16 protein-coding genes are annotated in these 18031 nt (G+C 62.2%); 9 read left to right on the plus strand and 7 right to left on the minus strand.

The genetic code is table 11. The features are described 5' to 3' along the window. The first annotated feature begins 437 nt into the window (after positions 1 to 437). From ngcE to ACIQH5_RS16195, 4 genes are all read left to right on the plus strand, one after another. Positions 438 to 1847 (plus strand): N-acetylglucosamine/diacetylchitobiose ABC transporter substrate-binding protein, encoded by a 1410-nt coding sequence (gene ngcE, locus ACIQH5_RS16180; RefSeq protein WP_400405198.1) that lies wholly within the window; start codon positions 438 to 440, stop codon positions 1845 to 1847. A 5-nt stretch (positions 1848 to 1852) separates the two neighbouring features. Further along, entirely contained in the window at positions 1853 to 2869 is a 1017-nt protein-coding gene (locus ACIQH5_RS16185; protein WP_400405200.1) for a carbohydrate ABC transporter permease, read from the plus strand. Then, entirely contained in the window at positions 2869 to 3762 is an 894-nt protein-coding gene (locus ACIQH5_RS16190; protein ID WP_024819417.1) for a carbohydrate ABC transporter permease, read from the plus strand. The genes ACIQH5_RS16185 and ACIQH5_RS16190 overlap by 1 nt, the downstream gene beginning before the upstream one ends. Positions 3763 to 3878: 116 nt before the next feature. After that, on the plus strand, positions 3879 to 4199 hold the full coding sequence (locus ACIQH5_RS16195) for a putative quinol monooxygenase (RefSeq protein ID WP_400405202.1): 321 nt from the start codon (positions 3879 to 3881) through the stop codon (positions 4197 to 4199). Between the two features lie 17 nt (positions 4200 to 4216). On the opposite strand, the gene ACIQH5_RS16200 is transcribed toward ACIQH5_RS16195, so the two are convergent. From ACIQH5_RS16200 to ACIQH5_RS16225, 6 genes are read right to left on the minus strand one after another with little or no spacing between them, the layout of a single operon-like run. Further along, on the minus strand, positions 4217 to 4741 hold the full coding sequence (locus ACIQH5_RS16200; RefSeq protein ID WP_105693877.1) for a flavin reductase family protein: 525 nt from the start codon (positions 4739 to 4741) through the stop codon (positions 4217 to 4219). Position 4742: 1 nt separating this feature from the next. Continuing rightward, a complete protein-coding gene (locus tag ACIQH5_RS16205) occupies positions 4743 to 5114 on the minus strand; it encodes a cupin domain-containing protein (protein WP_400405204.1) in 372 nt (123 codons plus the stop codon). A gap of 2 nt (positions 5115 to 5116) precedes the next feature. After that, positions 5117 to 6589: a 4-hydroxyphenylacetate 3-hydroxylase family protein gene (locus ACIQH5_RS16210; RefSeq protein WP_400405206.1), complete on the minus strand. Its 1473-nt coding sequence runs from the start codon at positions 6587 to 6589 to the stop codon at positions 5117 to 5119. After that, entirely contained in the window at positions 6586 to 7272 is a 687-nt protein-coding gene (locus ACIQH5_RS16215; protein WP_400405208.1) for a DUF2848 family protein, read from the minus strand. The genes ACIQH5_RS16210 and ACIQH5_RS16215 overlap by 4 nt, the downstream gene beginning before the upstream one ends. An 8-nt stretch (positions 7273 to 7280) precedes the next feature. Next, positions 7281 to 8075 carry a carbon-nitrogen family hydrolase gene (locus ACIQH5_RS16220; protein ID WP_400405211.1) on the minus strand — a complete coding sequence of 265 codons (795 nt, stop codon included), beginning with the start codon at positions 8073 to 8075 and terminating at the stop codon, positions 7281 to 7283. Beyond that, positions 8072 to 9433 carry an MFS transporter gene (locus tag ACIQH5_RS16225; RefSeq protein ID WP_400405214.1) on the minus strand — a complete coding sequence of 454 codons (1362 nt, stop codon included), beginning with the start codon at positions 9431 to 9433 and terminating at the stop codon, positions 8072 to 8074. The genes ACIQH5_RS16220 and ACIQH5_RS16225 overlap by 4 nt, the downstream gene beginning before the upstream one ends. A 221-nt stretch (positions 9434 to 9654) precedes the next feature. On the opposite strand from ACIQH5_RS16225, the gene ACIQH5_RS16230 reads away from it, so the two are divergent. Then, entirely contained in the window at positions 9655 to 10296 is a 642-nt protein-coding gene (locus tag ACIQH5_RS16230; protein WP_400405217.1) for a GntR family transcriptional regulator, read from the plus strand. On the opposite strand, the gene ACIQH5_RS16235 is transcribed toward ACIQH5_RS16230, so the two are convergent. Further along, entirely contained in the window at positions 10293 to 10586 is a 294-nt protein-coding gene (locus ACIQH5_RS16235; protein WP_400405219.1) for a DUF503 domain-containing protein, read from the minus strand. The genes ACIQH5_RS16230 and ACIQH5_RS16235 overlap by 4 nt on opposite strands. Positions 10587 to 10747: 161 nt before the next feature. On the opposite strand from ACIQH5_RS16235, the gene ACIQH5_RS16240 reads away from it, so the two are divergent. The 4 genes from ACIQH5_RS16240 (at position 10748) to ACIQH5_RS16255 (ending at position 18019) form a co-directional block, all read left to right on the plus strand. After that, complete coding sequence (locus ACIQH5_RS16240) at positions 10748 to 12805, plus strand: cellulose biosynthesis cyclic di-GMP-binding regulatory protein BcsB (RefSeq protein ID WP_400405220.1); 2058 nt, start codon at positions 10748 to 10750, stop codon at positions 12803 to 12805. Further along, on the plus strand, positions 12795 to 14489 hold the full coding sequence (locus ACIQH5_RS16245) for an ArnT family glycosyltransferase (protein WP_400405223.1): 1695 nt from the start codon (positions 12795 to 12797) through the stop codon (positions 14487 to 14489). The genes ACIQH5_RS16240 and ACIQH5_RS16245 overlap by 11 nt, the downstream gene beginning before the upstream one ends. After that, on the plus strand, positions 14486 to 16444 hold the full coding sequence (locus ACIQH5_RS16250; protein ID WP_400405225.1) for a glycosyltransferase: 1959 nt from the start codon (positions 14486 to 14488) through the stop codon (positions 16442 to 16444). The genes ACIQH5_RS16245 and ACIQH5_RS16250 overlap by 4 nt, the downstream gene beginning before the upstream one ends. 150 nt (positions 16445 to 16594) lie before the next feature. After that, positions 16595 to 18019 (plus strand): glycosyltransferase, encoded by a 1425-nt coding sequence (locus ACIQH5_RS16255; RefSeq protein WP_400405228.1) that lies wholly within the window; start codon positions 16595 to 16597, stop codon positions 18017 to 18019. Positions 18020 to 18031 lie beyond the last annotated feature (12 nt).

Here is an 18031-nt window from a genome sequence, read left to right on the forward strand (position 1 = left end):
TTGGGGTAGTACGCATGTCCCATGCCAACTACTCTCCCCATGGCGCTGACATGGGACTAGATTGATAGTGAATAGCTGGATGATTGCTTTGCGCGAAGGCGTCGGCTCGTTTCCGCGGGGTAAAAGGCGGCTCACCATGGCCTTGGCGGAGTTCCGCTTGGCCCAAGAATGCGCGGTACCACTGGGAACTGAGCGGCAAAGGGTTGTAGCCCGGCATGCCATCACAGAGTGCGGAAAGGCCCTCGCAGATGGCCCGTAGAAAGATCACGCTTTGACAAATGTTGATCGAAACTAGCAAGAAAGATTGATTTTCGATCATTCCTGGTGAATTATGTCACAGAAGGTTGGTGCTGCCAGAGCGCCAACCCAGACTGTCTGACTGAACGGCTATCCCGCCGCAACAGTCCTGACACTACGAGTCACTGGAGGGTTTAGAAATGAACGTTCAGCACCAGTCCGTCGGCCGCCGTGGATTCCTGCGCGGAGCACTCGCAGCAGCCGTGCTCGTGCCCATGGGGGGAACCATTGCTTCTTGCGCCGCAGGCGGAGGCACCACTACAACCGGCCCCACAGGCACCGTTTCGGACACCAACCCGTTCGGCATGGCTGACAAGGCCGCTCTCGATGCCGTGATCTTCAAGGGTGGCTACGGCATCGATTACGTCGAATTCGCCGGCAAGATCTTCGAAAAGACGCATGAGGGCTCCACCGCCAAGATTTCTCCGTCCACGGACATCGCGCAGGAACTTCAGCCGCGCTTCGTCGGTGGCAACCCGCCGGACCTGATCGATAACTCCGGCGCGAAGGCGATCGGCTTCAGCACCATCCTTGCCCAGCTTGAAGACCTCACCAGCGTTGTGGAGGCCAAGAACCTTGAGGGCAAGGTCATCAAGGACACCCTGTACACCGGCGTACTGGCTCCAGGCACCTTCGACGGCAAGCTTGCCGCCTTGAACTACGTGCTGACCGTCTTCGCCGTGTGGTATTCGGACTCCCTGCTCAAGGAAAACGGCTGGACCGTTCCCAAGACCTGGGATGAAATGTACGCCTTGGGCGAGCAGGCAAAAGCCAAGGGCAAGTACCTCTTCGTCTGGGGCAAGGAAGCAGCCACCTACTACCAGGAACTGGCCATCGCCTCCGCCATCAAGGAAGGTGGCGACGAAGTCCGTATCGCCTTGGAGAACCTCACGGCAGATTGCTGGTCCCACCCGGCCATCCAATCCGTCTTCGCTGCACTGGATAAGATCGTCAAGGCCGGCTTCTTCAAGCCGGGTGGTTCCGGCACCCAGTTCACCGCAGCCCAGGCACAGTGGAGCAACGCTCAGGAAGCCGTGTTCTACCCGTCGGGTTCCTGGATCGAGAACGAAATGAAGGACCAAACCAAGGCAGGCTTCAACATGATGGGTGCTCCGGCCCCGTCAGTCAGCGCCAGCCCCAAGATGCCGCAGACCGCACTTCACAGTGCTGCCGGCGAGCCCTTCATTGTTCCGTCACAGGGCAAGAACGCAGCCGGTGGCAAGGAACTGCTGCGCATCATGCTGTCCAAGGAATCTGCAACCAACTTCGCCAAGACCAAGCTCGCACCCACCATCGTCAAGGACACAGTCCCGGCCGACGGTTTCGGTTCCACGGCCCTGGTTTCGCAAACGAAGATGCTCAGCGATGCCGGCGATGACATCTACACCTGGAACTTCATTGACCTCTATGGAACCAACAAGGACCAGCTGGTTGTCTGGAACACCTTCCTGGACGGCAAGTCCGACGTCGCCACCCTCACCTCCGCACTGCAGAACATCTCGGACAAGGTCCGCAACGACAGCTCGGTCAAGAAGATCGAAGTGAAGTGACCTCAGTGAAAACTCAGCAGAGCCGGAACGACGACGGCCTGGCCGCCGTCGTTCCGGCGAAAGCCCCACCGCAAGTGATAAGGCGGCGGCGTAAGCCATTGACATGGGACAAGGTCAGTTTCTTTGCGGTGTTCCTCGGGCTGCCGTTGGCGATCTACCTGTTGTTCGTGATTTGGCCTTTTATCCAGGCCTTCGGATACTCGCTGACGGACTGGTCCGGTTTCTCGCCCACCCAGAACTTCATCGGCCTCGAAAACTACGTGAAGATCTTTACCGACGACATCTTCATGAAAGCCATGGGGAACAACATTCTCCTGGTCATTTTCCTCCCCGTCATCACCATCATCCTGAGCCTTGTGCTTGCCTCGCTGGTGACCGTAGGCGGGAGCAGCAAAGGCCAGATCAAGGGTTTGCGCAATTCCAGCTTCTACCGCGTGGTTTCGTTCTTCCCCTACACCATCCCCGCAGTCGCCATCGGCATCATGTGGGGCCAGATCTACGATCCCTCCGGTGGGCTGCTGAACGGCATCCTGACCGGGCTGGGCATGGACCAGTTCAAGGACTTTGCCTGGTTGGGTGATAAGAACACCGCCATGATCGCCACCATGTTCGTCATTGTGTGGGGCTTCGTTGGCTTCTACATGGTTCTCTTCGTTGCCGGCATCAAAGGCATTCCGGCCGAGCTTTTCGAGGCCGCAAGGATTGACGGCGCAGGTCGCTTCCGTACCGCCGTGTCCATCACCATCCCGCTGATCCGCGACAACATCCAGACCGCCTACATCTACATGGGCATCCTGGCCTTGGACGCCTTCGTCTATATGGCGGCATTGAACTCTGGCGGTGGTCCTGACAACTCGACGCTGGTCATGGCGCAGCAGTTGTTCTTCACGGCATTCAGCAAGGGCCAGTTCGGACTCGCAAGCGCCATGGGCGTTGTGCTGGCCATCGCAACGCTGATCTTCTCCGGCTTGGTGTTCGTGGTCAACCGGCTCACCGGCGGAGATAAGGATGTGAGTCTGTAATGACAACCAAAGTCTCAACCCCGGAAAGGAAGTCACTGCACTTCCAACCGCGGACGCCGGCAACCACACCTGGTGACAAAGTGGTGGGAGCGGTGTCCCACACCGCGCTGACCATCTGGACGCTCATCGTCATCCTTCCACTCCTGTGGACCTTCATGTCCTCCTTCAAGACGTCCAGCGAGATCTTCGCTTCGCCGTTCGCCTTGCCGGGTGAATGGAAGCTGGATAACTACATCAAGGCCTGGAGCGAAGCCGGCATCGGCAGCGCCTTCCTGAACTCGATCATCGTGGTCGCAGTGGCACTGGTGATCGTGATGGTCCTGGGGGCCATGTGTGCCTACGTCCTGGCCCGGTACACTTTCCCGGGCAGCCGGGCCATCTACTACCTGATGCTGGCCGGCCTGACGTTCCCGATCTTCCTGGCCATGGTGCCGTTGTTCTTCGTCCTGAAGAACATGGGACTGCTGAACACCTTGCCGGGACTCATCCTGGTGTACGTGGGCTTCGCGCTTCCGTTCACGGTGTTCTTCCTGTTCTCCTTCTTCAAGTCGCTGCCTCACGAAATCACTGAAGCAGCGGCGCTCGACGGGGCAGGGGAGTGGCGGACGTTCTTCCAGGTCATGCTGCCGATGGCCAAGCCGGGCCTCGCCTCGGTTGCCATTTTCAACTTCCTGGGCCTGTGGAACCAGTTCCTGATTCCGGTGTCCATCAACGCTGCCGGTCCGCGCGTCCTTTCCCAGGAACTCGCGGCCTTCGCCGGCCAGATGGGCTACGCCGTGGACTATGGCGCGCTGTTTGCAGCCGTCAGCGTCACCGTCATTCCGGTACTCATTGTGTACATCATCTTCCAGCGCCAGCTGCAGGGCTCCGTGTCACAAGGCACCTCGAAGTAGTACAAGCACGCTAAAACAGCGTTCGACGGCGGTCCGCACCTTTTGGTGCGGGCCGCCGTCGAGGTTTAAGTCTGAAAGACTGGAACAGATTCCGTAGTGCAACGAAAGGCAGTCCCGTGATCTTTATTGTGGTCAAGTTCAACGTCAAGCCCGAGTGGTCCGAGCATTGGCTGGATCTGGTGGCCGACTTCACCAAGGCCACCCGCGAAGAGCCCGGCAACCTGTGGTTCGACTGGTCCCGCAGTGTGGAGAACCCCCACGAGTTCGTGCTGGTGGAAGCCTTCCAGGATGATGCTGCTGAGGCGCACGTCAACAGCGAGCACTTCAAGAAGGCCATGGCAGACATGCCTCAGGCGCTCGTGGAGACTCCCCACATCATCAGCCGCCAGTTCGAAGGCAGCGGCTGGGACCGCATGGGTGAGCTGACCATCGCTTAAGCACTAGGCAGCTCTCCTCAGAACATCCACGGGATTTCTGCGTGGCCGAAGTCGCTGAACGAGCCGAAGCGGCCTGCCTTGAATGCCAGCACCTCGCCGTCCCGGTCCCGGCAGGTGGTGACCTGACCGAAGAAGACCTGGTGATCGCCGACGTCGTACTGCTGTACTACGGTGCAGTCCGCCTGGGCGAGGGCGCCCTTGATCACCGGTAGCCCACTGTCTGTGATGTCGAAGTCGCCGTCGCCGAAGCGGTCCCCACCGCGGACAGCGAACCGCCGGGCCACTGATTCCTGCTTCGCGCCCAGAATGGATACCGCAAACTTGCCGCTCTCCATCAGTGCCTCTCCGGTCCGGGTGCCGAAGTTCAGCGAGATCATGAGGATGGGCGGCTCCAGGCTGATGGAGGTCAGCGAACTGATGGTCATCCCATACTGCTCATCCTGATGCTGGGTGGTGACCACGGCGACGCCGGTGAGGAATCGGCCCATGGCGCGGCGCATCCCCATGGCATCGGGGATGGTGAAGGCTGGTGCCAGGCTCATGTCAGTTGCTCCGCTCCGCTGGTGCCGGTTCCGTGTAGTACCGGACTTCGAACATCCTGGCGCCGTTTTCCGAGACCCACGGTCCGTGTTCCATGCCCGGCGGGCGGGTGGCCCAGTCGCCGGCTTTGAAGGTTTTGCCGAGGCGCTGGTCCACGAACGAGCCCTCAAAAATGAAGACTTCTTCCCAGAAATCATGGGTGAGGACGCCGTTGGGGGTGGTGTCAGTGCCGGGCTCGAACTTCAGGATCCGGGTGACGCTGTCATTGTCCGAATCCCGGGCGAGGATGGCCTCGGACAAGCCCTCGATGTGCGGGTTACAGGGTGCGAAGTCCACCGAGGAAACAGGGGTGAACTCGAATTCGGGCTTTGCCATGGTTAGATTCCCTCCGAATCGGTGGTGCTCTGGATGCTGTAGGAACCGAGGAACGTGTCCAGTTCCGCTACCAGGGCGTCGTAGCCGTAATTCCTGTAGGTGTAGGCGCCGCGGACAACGAACGGTGCACCGGCGTAGAACATTTCGTACTGCTGATGACGGCCGGCGAACTCGGAACCGATGATGTCCCAGGCCAACTTGAAGAGCTTCACCCGTTCCTCGCTGGCGACGCCGGGGGACTGGACGTACCGCTCCATGTCCGGGCGGGTGACGCTGCTGGTCATGTCCGCAATGCTGGAGGGCAATTGCAGAACGCCGCCACCCACCAGGTCGCGGAGGATGGAGATGACGCGAGGGTAGGTCTCGGACTGCAGGCCCATGGCCCCGTACAGGGCGCTCTTCCCAGGAATCCGCATGCCGGCGTCGTCCGTTGTTGCGGTGTACTCCGCGGCGAGGACGGCCGATTCAACGGACTGCACAATTGCGGCGAGCTCGCCGAGCTTCTCCTGGACTCCGGGGATCTTGTCCGTGCCGTTCACCTGGGTGACCTTGCGGGCCACGGAGGCGATGAACTTCAGCTTGGTGGAGAACCGGATCTGGGCTTGCCAGTTGCCCAGGGCGTGGGCGCCGGTGTCGAAGAACTGGCGGCGCAGGGTGTCGATGTTCCGGTTGATGAACACGCGGTCCCACGGGATGAGGACGTCGTCGAAGACCACCAGGGCGTCCGGCTCGTCGTAGTGGCTGGTCAGCGGGTAGTCGAAGTCGCTGGTGGCGGCGGGTGCGAACGGTCGGCGACAGTAGAGCTTCAGGCCGTCGGTGGCTACCGGGATGGCGAAGCTGACGGCGAAGTCAACGTCGTCCGGCCCCAGCGGTTTGATGCAGGTGACAAAGACTTCGTCGGCGATCGCGGCACCGGTGGCGAGCATCTGCGAACCGCGGACAATGATTCCTTCCTCGGTTTCGCGCACGACGCCCACCTGCAGGTATTCGCCTTCCCACCCGGACGCTGTGGTTGCGCGGGAGACCTGTGGGGGAATGATTGCGTAGGACAGGTACAGGTTCTCGGACAGGATCTTCTTGTAGTACCGCTCCACGTTGCCGGCGAAGTCGCGTTCCTCGTTCTTGAAGACGTCCGGGTGGGAGCCGAACGCGGCGAAGAACGTACCAACGTGGTCCGGGCTCCGGCCCACCCAGCCGTGGGTGTGCTTGGCCCACTTCTCGATCGCCTGGCGGCGCAACACCAGTTCCTCCTGGGTGCGGGGAGCGGCGAAGGTGCGGTTAGCGGGTCCGTCGATTTCCTCGGAATGGAACTGCATGCCGTTGGCGGGATCGGCTGCGATGTCGAACAGCTCTGACATGGTCTGGGCAACCTTCGCGAACGCCGGGTGTTCCAGGACGTTGCCGACCACCTCGCCGTCGAGGATCACTGTCCGACCGTCGTTCAGGGACTTCAAATACTGCTTACCGGTTCTCATCGAAGTGAGCCTTTCTTGATTTTGTAGTTATGTTCAATGGTGGTCCCATTCGGGAAGGAGAGCTCCAACTTCCAGGAAGTTCCATTCACGAACTTCCCGTCCAGCAGCGGCAGGGTGCCGCCGAGGCACATGAAATCGGCGTCACCGATGTCGGTACGGGCCAGGAGGCGCTCGACGACGTCGGCCGGCTTGCGCAGGCCGCTCAGCGAACCCTCCTGGTACAGTTCCCCGTCCACCCAGGAGCGCGCGGTGCACTGATCGAGGTCCAGGTCCTCCAAGGATTCGACGGCGATGACCTCACCGGCGATCGGCTTGGGACAGGCCCGCTTGGAGTCCCCGATATCCCGGGCCTCGATGTCACGGTCTGTGTGGTCCGAGCCGATGCCCAGGTAGTACCGGCCCTCGTGGCGAAGGTAGAGGGGCTCGATCTCACCGGAGGTCAGATTCTCCGACGTGTCATGCTCGCCGGAGGTTTCGAACAGGTCCGAGTCCATGCGGTAGAACATGGGAACCTCCGGCGGGGGAGCTACCCCGATGGCTGCCAGTTCGTCGATGTGGTGCTGGACTGCCTTAGGATCCCGGCCCGTGTAGCCGGCCACTACTCCGTGGAAATCCGAGACCACAATTGTCTTGTCCGTGCCCACCACCCTGAAGGTGAGTGGGACTTGCCTTGTTGTTTCCATGTTCTTCCTTAGACGGTCAATGTTTGGTAGTTGCTGAGACGGTCATTGATCACCGGAAATTCGGTGCGGACTGCGTGGACCTGGCCGGGATCGATGTCCACCATGAGCACTGACTCCCCGGCATCTGCTTCGGCTATGACGTTGCCCGCCGGATCCACCACCCTGCTGTGTCCGCCGAGTTCCACGCCTTCCTGGGTGCCGGCGGCGTTGCAGGCAATCACGAAGATTTGGTGTTCCACCGCCCGGGCTGTTGTGAGGAGGCGCCAGTGTTCGCGTCTCGCAGCGGGCCAGGCTGCCGGAACAATCACGATTTCCGCGCCACGGGTGCTCAGTTCCATCCACAACCCGGGAAAACGGAGGTCGTAGCAGGTGATGCCCGCGACTGCCCCGAAGGGCAGCTGGGCCACGGGGAGTGCGGAGCCTGCCGTGAGAAGGCTGGCCTCCTTGGACTTGTACCCGAACACGTGGATCTTCCGGTAGGTGTGGACCACGCTGCCATCCGGTCCCAGCAGGATGGAGGTGTTGCTGAGCTGCCCGTCCTCGCCGGCTTCAATGATGCTGCCGAGGTGGATGTGAACGCCCAGGTCTGCTGCCACCCGCGAGCACATGGAGACAGTGGGGCCGTCCAGTGTTTCCGCGAGAGTTTCGTAGTTATCGAAGTGGAAGTAGCCGGCGCTCCAGAGTTCCGGGAGGACGATCAGATCGGCGCCGGTGATCCCGCGCAGAATCGCTTCGATGCGGTTGATCCGGTCCTCACGGGTTTCAGGGTCCGGGCTGGCCACCTGGACGAGTGCGATTTTCATGCTTGTTCCTTCTCTTTGCTGGTCGGCTCGTCCAGGTCACTGAGGCGCAGCCCCTTGGTTTCCTTGGCAAACATCACCGAGACCATGGAGATCAGGCCCATGGCCGCCAGGTAGATGCCGATTGCATAGCCGGTGCCGAAGGCGCTGTAGAGGGCCAGGGCAATGATCGGTGACAGGGAGCCGGCGATCAGTGAGGCCAGGTTGTAGGACACGGAAGTGCCGCTGTACCGCACGTCCGTGGGGAAGAGCTCGGAGAAGAAGGCTCCGATCACCGAGCTGTACGCAGCGAAGATCAACAGGCCACCAACGGCGGCGGCGATGATGCCCCACAACTGGCCGGTATTCAGCAGGAAGAAGAAGGCGAAGGCCCACACCATGGTGGCGATTGAGGCGCCGATCAGGATGGGCTTGCGGCCTACCTTGTCCGCGTAGAGCGCCAGGATGGGAATGGCGAGGACGGCCACGCCCTGCCCGATCATGACGGCCGTGAGTCCGGTCTGCCTCTGCAGTCCCATGATTTGGGTGACGTAGGTGATGATGAACAGCGAGTAGATGTAGAAGCCTGCGTTCTCGCCCATCCGGCTGCCGGTTGCGATGAGGATTTCACGCCAGTTGCGGCGGAACAGGATGGTCAGCGGCATCTTCCGTTCCTTGTTGCCTTCGGCTTCGCGCTTCCGCTGTGCTTCCTTGAACAGCGGGGTCTCCTGAACGTAGAGCCGCAGGATGAGGCCAATGACCACCAGGAGGGCAGACAATCCGAACGCAATCCGCCAGCCCCATGCCAGGAACTCGCTCTCCGGCATGGTGGCGGCCAGTACGGCCAGCACACCAGCTGCCATCAGGTTGCCCAGGGGCGGGCCCATGTTGGGCCACGAGGCCCAGAAGGCGCGCCGGGCACTTTCATTGCTGTGTTCGGACACGAGGAGGACGGCCCCGCCCCACTCGCCACCGAGGGCAAATCCCTGGATCAGGCGAAGCAGCAAAAGCAGCAAGGGCGCGGCTATGCCGATCGCAGCGTAGGAGGGGATGAAGGCGATCAGGGTGGTGGCGACACCCATGAGCATCAGGCTGGCCACCAGCGTGGCGCGGCGTCCGTGCTTATCGCCGAGGTGGCCAAGGACGATTGCCCCGATCGGGCGGGCCAGGAAACCGGCCGCGAACGTTCCGAGCGCCAGCATGGTGCCCACGAGGGGATCGTCGGTGGGGAAGTAGAGCTTGTTGAATACCAGCGCGGCGGCGGTGCCGTAGAGAAAGAAGTCATACCATTCCACCGCGGTGCCAGCCAGGCTCGAAGCAGCCACCACGGGCAGGCTTGAGTGCTTTTGCTGCCTCAGTTCTGCTTTCTTCAAATCGGTCATTCTGGGGATCCTTTGCGATGGGGAGCCGTGGGCTTCCGGTGAGACAGGTGGCCGGGGCTCCCAGGAAATTGGGGTCTTTCCGATGCGTGAGCGGAGTCACTGAACTTCACTGTAGACGGGTTGTATACAACCTGTCTATATTTGAGGGAGAAGTTTTTCCGGACGTCCGGAACATCCTGAATGCAACTCGTATACTGTGGGCTTCGCGAGAAAGGCTCTGCATGATCCAGATGACCCCCGCTGCACAGTCGCAGCCAGAAGTGGCCTACCAGTGGATGAAAAGCTACATCGCAGCCCTGCCCCGGGAGGAAGAGACCTTCCTGAACGAGGCAGTCCTGGCCAAGACCACGGGTACGTCACGTACGCCCGTGCGCGAGGCCTTGCTGCGCCTCGAAGCCGAAGGGTTCGTCAAGCGAATCCCCCACAAAGGTGCCTACGTGCCGCCCATCTCCGACCCCGACGTCCGCGCCATCCTGCAGGCCAGGTCTGTGGTGGAGAAGTGGGCCGTCTCCGCACTGGAGAGCATGGTGGACGCCCAGATCGATGCGTTCCAGCGAGTCATTGACCAGCAGCAGGAAGCCAAGGATGATCCAGCCCGGTTCATCGAGTTGGACACCGAGTTCCACACCCTCATGGTCCGTGCCGGAGGGAATCCGGTGCTGGCCGATTTCTACGCTTCGCTCCGGCAAAAGCAACTCAGGATCGGCGTCAAGGCAGTAAGCCAGGGAACGGACCGCGCAGGGGACGTCCTCAGGGAACATCAGCTCATTGTGGACGCACTGCGCAGCCGCAGCCTGGACGCCGCCCACCAAGCGATCGACGCCCACCTGGACTCAACGCGCTTGGCCGTCATCGGCTACTAGTCCTCGCTGTGCAGCTCCCGCTGCCGTGCGCTCAGCAGCTCAAACTCAGGCCGGGCCGCCACGAACCGTTCAACGGCGTCGAGCACTTGCTGGAGGTGGGCGTGATCCGGGGCCACCAGTGCCGCGCCAACCAGTGCTCTCCGGTGCTGGTCTTGCATACCTGTTTCGGCAGCAGAAACATCGAAGCGCCGCTTCAGCTCGGCCACCAAGGGCCGAATCAGCGAGCGCTTCTCCTTGAGACCATGGACGTCGCCCAAAAGGACGTCGAACTCAATCCAGCCGATCCACATTATTCATTATCACCGCAGGTCAGCAGCCCGGGGGAACAACGTCTTGAGTGAATCTTGAGCCAACGCAGCAAGTCTCCTTGAGTTCCGTTCGGCAGTGTCTATGAGGTTGGCCTAAAACGGCTGACGGACTCATTCGCTGCTAGTTACTCAGGACTGACATCGTGCCCCAAACCCCTGCCGGAAAACGCACCCGGCGCCATGCCCGGACCCGATCGCATGCTGCGGCCATCGTCGTCGCCTGTGCCGCATCCTTGGCACTGACCATCACAGCCGCCCCGGGAGCCTCGGCTTCGCCTCCCCAAGGGCCGGCCGTCCAAACGTCGTCCAGCGTATCGGCGCTCGCTGGCCAGGAAGAGCAGACACTGGTGGTGCCGGTTGCCGCTGGGCTGGAGCCTACCCGGATCCAAGGAATCATCGCAGTGTCCGGTAAGCCCGAAAGCACAGGCAAGCTGGACGGCACTGGGAAGCTGGACGGCATGGTGCGGGCCACCGTGAACGGCCGGGTGGTCCTCGAAACCAGCGCAGCAGCAAGCATTGCCCTTGACGCTGCGGTATCCGCCGCGGACGTTACAGCCCAGCAGCTGACGGTGGGGCTGCAGTTCGTCCCGGCAACCCAAACCATGTGTGTTGTCTCCAACGCCACGGCCACCCTCAATAACGTGGTGGTGGATTTCAGCGGAACGGCCAAGGCTCCCACCACGGTAGGCGAGTTCTTCCCGGCGTCCGTGCCCGCCGTCGTGCTTCCCGTCCCGGCGGCGCCCGGTGCGGACGTTTCGGCTGCGATCATGACCGCTTCCGCCGCCATGTCCCACCGCTACCCGGCCGCTGCCGTCAGCGTGGTTCCGGACGCCGAACTTGAAGCGCGCGCCGCAACCCTCCCGGCGGGCAGCCGCATCCTCAGCGTCGTAGCGGACCAAGGCGAAACCGGCACCCGGCTCGCCACCGCAGCCGGCCTGCCGCAACTCATCCTCAGCGGCCACGACGAACAACTCCGCACCGCCGCGCGGGCGCTCGCCAGCGACAAGACCGCGCTCGCCGTGACGTCCTCGGTGACCGGGCTGACCTCGGCATTGTCCGCTTCGCCCGGCCTGACCCAGAGCCTCAAGGACCTCGGCAGCTCTACCCTCAAGCTGTCCGGCTATGGCACCCCGGAATCGTATGTGGGCATCACCCAGTCACAGTTCGGCGGCCCCGTTTCTTCCGTGAAAGTCCAGCTCAAGGGCACGCACACAGCCGTACCGGACAATGCCCAAGCCCAGCTTTCCGTCTTTTGGAACGACTACCTGCTGAGTTCGAGAAACCTCGACGGCGGTGACACCTTCACGGTGGACGCGGACGTCCCGGCCGGGCAGCTTCAGGCGAAGAACGGCCTGCGGATTCGCCTCGCGGCCCTTCCTGCCGGCGGAGATTGCACCGGACCGGCGGGCGTCATGCCCATGGAGGTCACCTTGGACACGGCGGGCAGCACCCTGACCGCCGTCCGCGGCGGTTCCACGAAAGCCGGATTCGCCCGCTTCCCGCAGGCCTTTGGCCAGAGCGTTCCGGTGGCCTTCGGTGCCGGCGACGCCCAGGCGAACACCGTCAACGCTGCCACTCTCATTGCGTCCCTGCAGCGAGACAGTGCCTCCTTGCTGGACACCCGGGTGGTGGGCCTGGATACCCTTGCGGGCTCCAGTGAGTCCGGGGTGGTAGTTGGAGCCACCGCCGAGGCAGCCAACAAGCTATCGGCACCGCTGCGTTTGGCGGAGTTCCGCACCATCTCACCGGACGACGTCGAATATGGCGTGGGTGCCTCAGCCCCGTTCGGTGTGTTGGAGGCTTTTGAACAGGGCGGCCGAGATCTGTTGCTGCTGGGTGCGTGGGCGCCCGAAGGTGACCTGACCGCTGCGTCGGCGCTTCAGGCATCGCTGGCCTCCCATGTCAGTGGCGTTGAAGGAGGCTGGGCGTCGCTGTCCCGGAACCTCCTGGTCACGCAGCCCTCAGGGACTCCCGTGCTGTTGGAAAGCAACGCCCTGGTTCCCCAGAAGGCCGTTACAGACGACTACCGCCCCTATGCCTGGTGGATCGGCGGGGCCGTGCTGGCGCTGGGCCTCGCGTTCGCCGTGCGTACCTTGCTGATGAGGCGCCGTGCCAAGGAAGCGCGGGCGTATGTGGATGCTGAAGAGACGGCGAGCGAACCGGACTCCGCTGGAGCGCCGGAACCGGGTCATGGCAACTAACGTAGCCACGCCACGCCGGGCTGCCCACAGGCGGCCGGCGGTCCCCGCTGCGTTTGCCGTGGTGATGCGGGGCTGGGAACGGCTCGGCGCCCCGGTAGTGGGCCGCAAGGTTCCCGGCACCAGGATCGTCGCCGTTCTTGCTGCGATGGTGGGCTACCTCGCGTGCTTGTACACGATTGGTCACGGCACCAATCTGGATTACTCCGACGCCCAAAGCCACCTGACCATCGCGCGCCGCATCTTTGACAGCAAGGCCCCTGGCTTCGAACAGCTGGGTACCGTATGGCTGCCCATGCCACACCTGCTGCTGGCACCGTTCGTGCTGAACATGTGGCTGTTCAGCACGGGCTGGGCCGCCGGACTGCTGGGCATTCTGGCGCTGTCCGCCACGACCACCGGGTTGTATCTCATTGCTGCCCGCCTCGGTTTGGGCCGTGCCGGCCGGCTGGCCACCACCTTGGTGGTCCTCGCGAACCCGGCAATCCTCTACGTCTACACCACGGCACTGACCGAGCCCGTGCTCATCATGTGCATAGTGGGCGGCATGGCGGGCCTGGCACACTGGGCTACCAGCCGCCGTCGAATGAGTGCCGGAGAACTTGCCGTCTTCGCCGGTATTCCTTCAGCAGCTGCAGTTCTCTCGCGGTACGAAGGCTGGGCCTTGGTGATGACCGGAACGCTGTTCGTGGTGATCGTTTCCAAGCGTCGAACCGGCAATTGGCGCGAGGCCCTCATCATGGCCGGGGGTTACGTGATGATTCCTGCGGCGGCGGTGCTCTGGTGGATTTCCTATAACTGGGCGATCTACGGCAACCCGTTGGAGTTCATGTTCGGGCAATACTCGGCTTACGCGCAGCAGAAAAACATCACCGACGGCGGCCTGTTGCCTACCAAGGGCAACGCCGGGCTCACGCTGACTACTTTCCATTGGTCGCTGTTGGAGACAGTGGGCGTGGCGGTCCTCGCGCTGGCGGCGTGCGGCGCCGTCGTGCTGGTCTTCAGGCGAGGCTTCGCCAACAGCACCTTGCTGGTGGCGGTGACCGGCAGCGCCTATGCGTTCGCGCTCCTGAGCCTCTTCCTCGGCCAAACGGCCATCAACAACGATCATTCGCTGCCATCCACCTGGTGGAACAACCGTTTTGCGCTGACGGCGCTACCGTTGGTGGCCGTTCTGGTGGCAGTGTTCGTGCATGAGCTGGTAGGCCGCAGACAGTTGAGGCCTTGGGTGACGGGTGCCCTGCTGGCGGGGTTGGTGCTGCAGAACGCGTGGTGGAACGAGGATCCCACAGGGCGGCTGGCCGTGCTGGCTGAAGGCAGGATGTCCGCTGAATCCACCACCAACTCAACTGCTGCCGCACGCTGGCTCAACCAGCACTATCAGTCCGGCGGAATCCTGATGGACGAAAGTGCCCGCGGTAATGCCGTGCTGCCGGTGATGGGCATTCCGCTCAAGGAAATCTACAACCGCGCCTCGGGCGACTACTTTGGACCCGCCTTGGAGGACCCGGCGAAGTACGCCAAATGGGTGTTCGTTAACGTTGAAGCGGGAACCGGGGCCCGCGACTCCGGCCCCACGGACCTGGTGTACCAAGCCATGGTCAAGAGCCCCTCCTTCACTGTCCGCTATTCGCTGGCGTTCTCCACGCCAACCCATCGGATCTATGAAAGGTCCTCCGACTCATGACACCTTCTTCACCGTCCGTAGCCGGGCAGCTCAACCGGCAATCGATCGGCCAGACGCTCCTTGCCGCCGGGTTGGTCACCCCGGAACAGCTGGAGCGTGCGCTGGACCGTGCCGCGAGCGAAGGCGGGTTGCTGGGCCGGCACCTCATCCTGGAAGCCGGCCTGGACCGCCGTCGGGTTTATGAAGTCCTTGCCCGTCAGTGGGATGCCCCGCTGGTTGACCTCATGGCGGAACCGCCCGCCGACGCTCTCATGGAGAAGCTCGGCTACAGCGAGCTGGGGGAGCCTCAGTGGCTGCCATGGCGGATGGACGGCGACGTGCTGGTGGTGGCAAGTGCGGTGGCTCCGTCGGCCGAAATAGTTGAGGAAGCAACGCGCCGCTTCGGTGCGGCGGGGGTGGAGTTCCGCACCACCACGGATTGGGACATCAACCAGTCCATCCAGCGTTCCTTCCGCCGTCACCTCCTCTACGAATCAGCTGAGCGCCTCGCCGAGGAACGGCCGGGGGAGTCAGCGCGCATTGCCCTGACGCAGTGGCAGCGTTACCTTCCGGTGGTCCTCGTGGCGGGAGTCATGCTGGCGTTCGTGATCTCGCCTCTGACAGCCATCATTGTGTTGCTGGCGGCGGCCAACATCGTTTTCCTGGTGAGTATCGGCTTCAAATCGCTGGCCAGCCTGCGGTATCCCTTCGACCAACTGCACGAGTCCGCCGTGGCGAAGGCACGGGATAGGGAGCGAGCACGGCGTGGCCTTCCGCCGGTGGCTCAAGAGCGGGCTCCAGACGCCGAGCTGCCCGTGTACACCATCCTGGTTCCGGTGTTCCGTGAGGCGAACATCATCGACAAACTGCTGACCAACCTGGGTCAGCTGGACTACCCCAGGTCCAAGCTTGATGTGCTTGTCCTGCTCGAAGAAGATGACGCGGAGACGATCGCTGCCGCGAAGGCCTCACGGCCCCCGGAGTACGTCCGCATCCTGGTGGTGCCCAGGGGAGACCCCCAAACCAAACCCCGGGCCTGCAACTATGGCTTGACCTTTGCCCGCGGCGAATACGTGGTGATCTACGATGCCGAGGACCGTCCGGAGCCGGGCCAACTCAGGGCATCCATCGCAGCCTTCAAGCAGGACGAGTTCGAGCGGGAGCATCTCAACCCCAAGCGCAAGCCGCTGATCTGCGTCCAAGCCGCCCTCAACTACTTCAATGCCGACCAAAACGTTCTCACCCGCATGTTCACCATCGAATACACGCACTGGTTCGACTCCATGCTGCCGGGCTTGGACAACTCGGGCATCCCGTTGCCGTTGGGCGGTACGTCCAACCACTTTGTCACCTCCCTGCTGAAGGAAGTAGGTGCGTGGGATCCCTGGAACGTCACCGAGGATGCGGACCTGGGGCTGCGGGCAGCCGTGGACGGGTACCGTGTGGGCGTCATCAACTCCACCACCTGGGAAGAAGCGTGCTCGCAGGTGCCGGCATGGATCAAGCAGCGCACCCGGTGGATCAAGGGCTACATGATCACCTCAGCGGTGAATACCCGGAACTCCCTGCGCTACATGAAGAGCACAGGTGTTGCCGGAACCATTGGGTTCCTCGGCCTGATCCTGGGCACACCACTGGCTTTCCTGGCCTACCCGCTGGTGGTGGGATTCACCGTGGTGACCTACATCGGCTACGACATCGTGGGGTTGGTCCTGCCGTCCTGGCTGCTGGTGGGCGGGGTGGTGTCCATGCTGTTCGGCAACGCCATGATGATCATCGTCTCCGGCCTGGCCACCTTGCGTCGCCACGGATGGCGGATTGCGATCTTCGCGTTGCTCAACCCGTTCTACTGGGTGTTGCACTCAGTGGCTGCCTGGCGTGCCGCCTGGCAGATGCTCACGAGCCCGCACAAATGGGAGAAGACACCTCACGGACTGGAGGCGGAATATCACGACGACGGCCACTGGGTTGGGTGACAGGCTGCCAGCATTCTTTCAGCAGGGCTTAATGAAACGCTAAGCGCCTTTCTGAATCCATTGGCAATCCTTAGCACGGCACACGGTTGAACCTTGAGATTGTTTTTCCAGACTGGTTCCAACAGTCAAACGAACACCGGAGAACCAATCATGACCGTCGTTTCCGACCATCAAAATGAAACCCCCTACTTGTCAGTCCTGCGCGGTGCAGCGGCGGAGCAGAGCACGTCACGGGCCACCATTGCCTGCGTCATTCCGGCGTACAACGAGGAAGACACTATTGCGGAGGTCCTCACCGCCCTGCTGAACCAGAGCAGGCTGCCCGATGTCATCCATGTGGTCATTAACAATTCCGACGATGAGACGTTCTTCGTGGCCCGCGACTTCGCCGGGCCCCACGAGCGAACCTACCGTGATCTGACTCAACTCACGGAAGTTTTCGTCCACGATATCGGCGTGAACAAGGACAAGAAGGTGGGTGCCCTCAACTACGGCTTTGCCCAGGTCTGCGACGACTTCGATTACTTCCTGGGCGTGGACGGTGACACGGTGGTGGACCAGTACGCCGTGGAGCACCTGGAGAAAGAAATCCTGAGCGACCCACGCATCGGCGGTATCTCCGCGATCTACACCGTGGCCGAGATGGAGAAGAAAGGAATCACCTCCAAGTTCCTGACCGCCGGACAGCGGGCCCAGTTCGCCGCCTTCAACATGGACAACCTGCTCCGAGGACGGAACATGGCAGTCTTGGGCGGACAGTGCTCGCTCCTGTCCATGGAGGCGCTGAAGAACGTCATGGTGGACAACCGGCAAGCAACGCCGTGGGTGAAGGACTCTGAGGTGGAGGACTCCCTGCTGTCCCTGCAGATCAAGAACCTTGGCTACGCCACCAAGATCTCAGCCCGGGCCCGGGCCTCGGTGGGTGGCATGACCACGCTCCGATCGCTGGACGGGCAGCAGGTCAAATGGAACTACGGTGCCATCGACCTCATGTGGCCGGGACAGCGCAGCAACACGCCGGGCCAACCCCTCCACCCGAATCTGAGGCTGCGGTGGAGCGAGAACATTTCCATGGTCTTCAACATCCTCACCCGGATCTCCTTCCTGATGCTGCTGGCGGCATCCTTGAGCATCAACGCCTACGTGTTCTATCCCGTGTGGCTGATCCCTCCGGTAGTTGCCATCATCCTGAACCTGCGCATCGCACTGTCCATCAAGGGCAAGACGGGCCGTGACATTGCTTTCGCCTTGTTGGCGTTCCCGGCAGAGGCCTACCTCTGGCTTCGGATGGGGCACTTCGTGCGGGCCTGGTCAAAATTCTTCGCTCGAAACGAGACCGATAACTGGGCCGCCCAGGCCCGGGCTGAACGGGGTGCCGGCTCAGCCCACCTCATGCCCGCGATCGTCCTGGCCGTCATTGCCGGCGGCGTGGTCTTCGCTTGGCTCAACATGCCGGTGAATGTGCAGTCCGCCATCCTGTCGGTTGGCTGGCCGGTTCTGTACATCACCACCATGGTCCAAACGGTCTTCATGCTCCGCAAGGCGCTTCGCGGACACCGCGGTTTCCACGCCTGAAGCCAGACCACC

This window comes from Paenarthrobacter sp. NPDC091711 (genome assembly GCF_044756605.1).
Classification (GTDB): domain Bacteria; phylum Actinomycetota; class Actinomycetes; order Actinomycetales; family Micrococcaceae; genus Arthrobacter.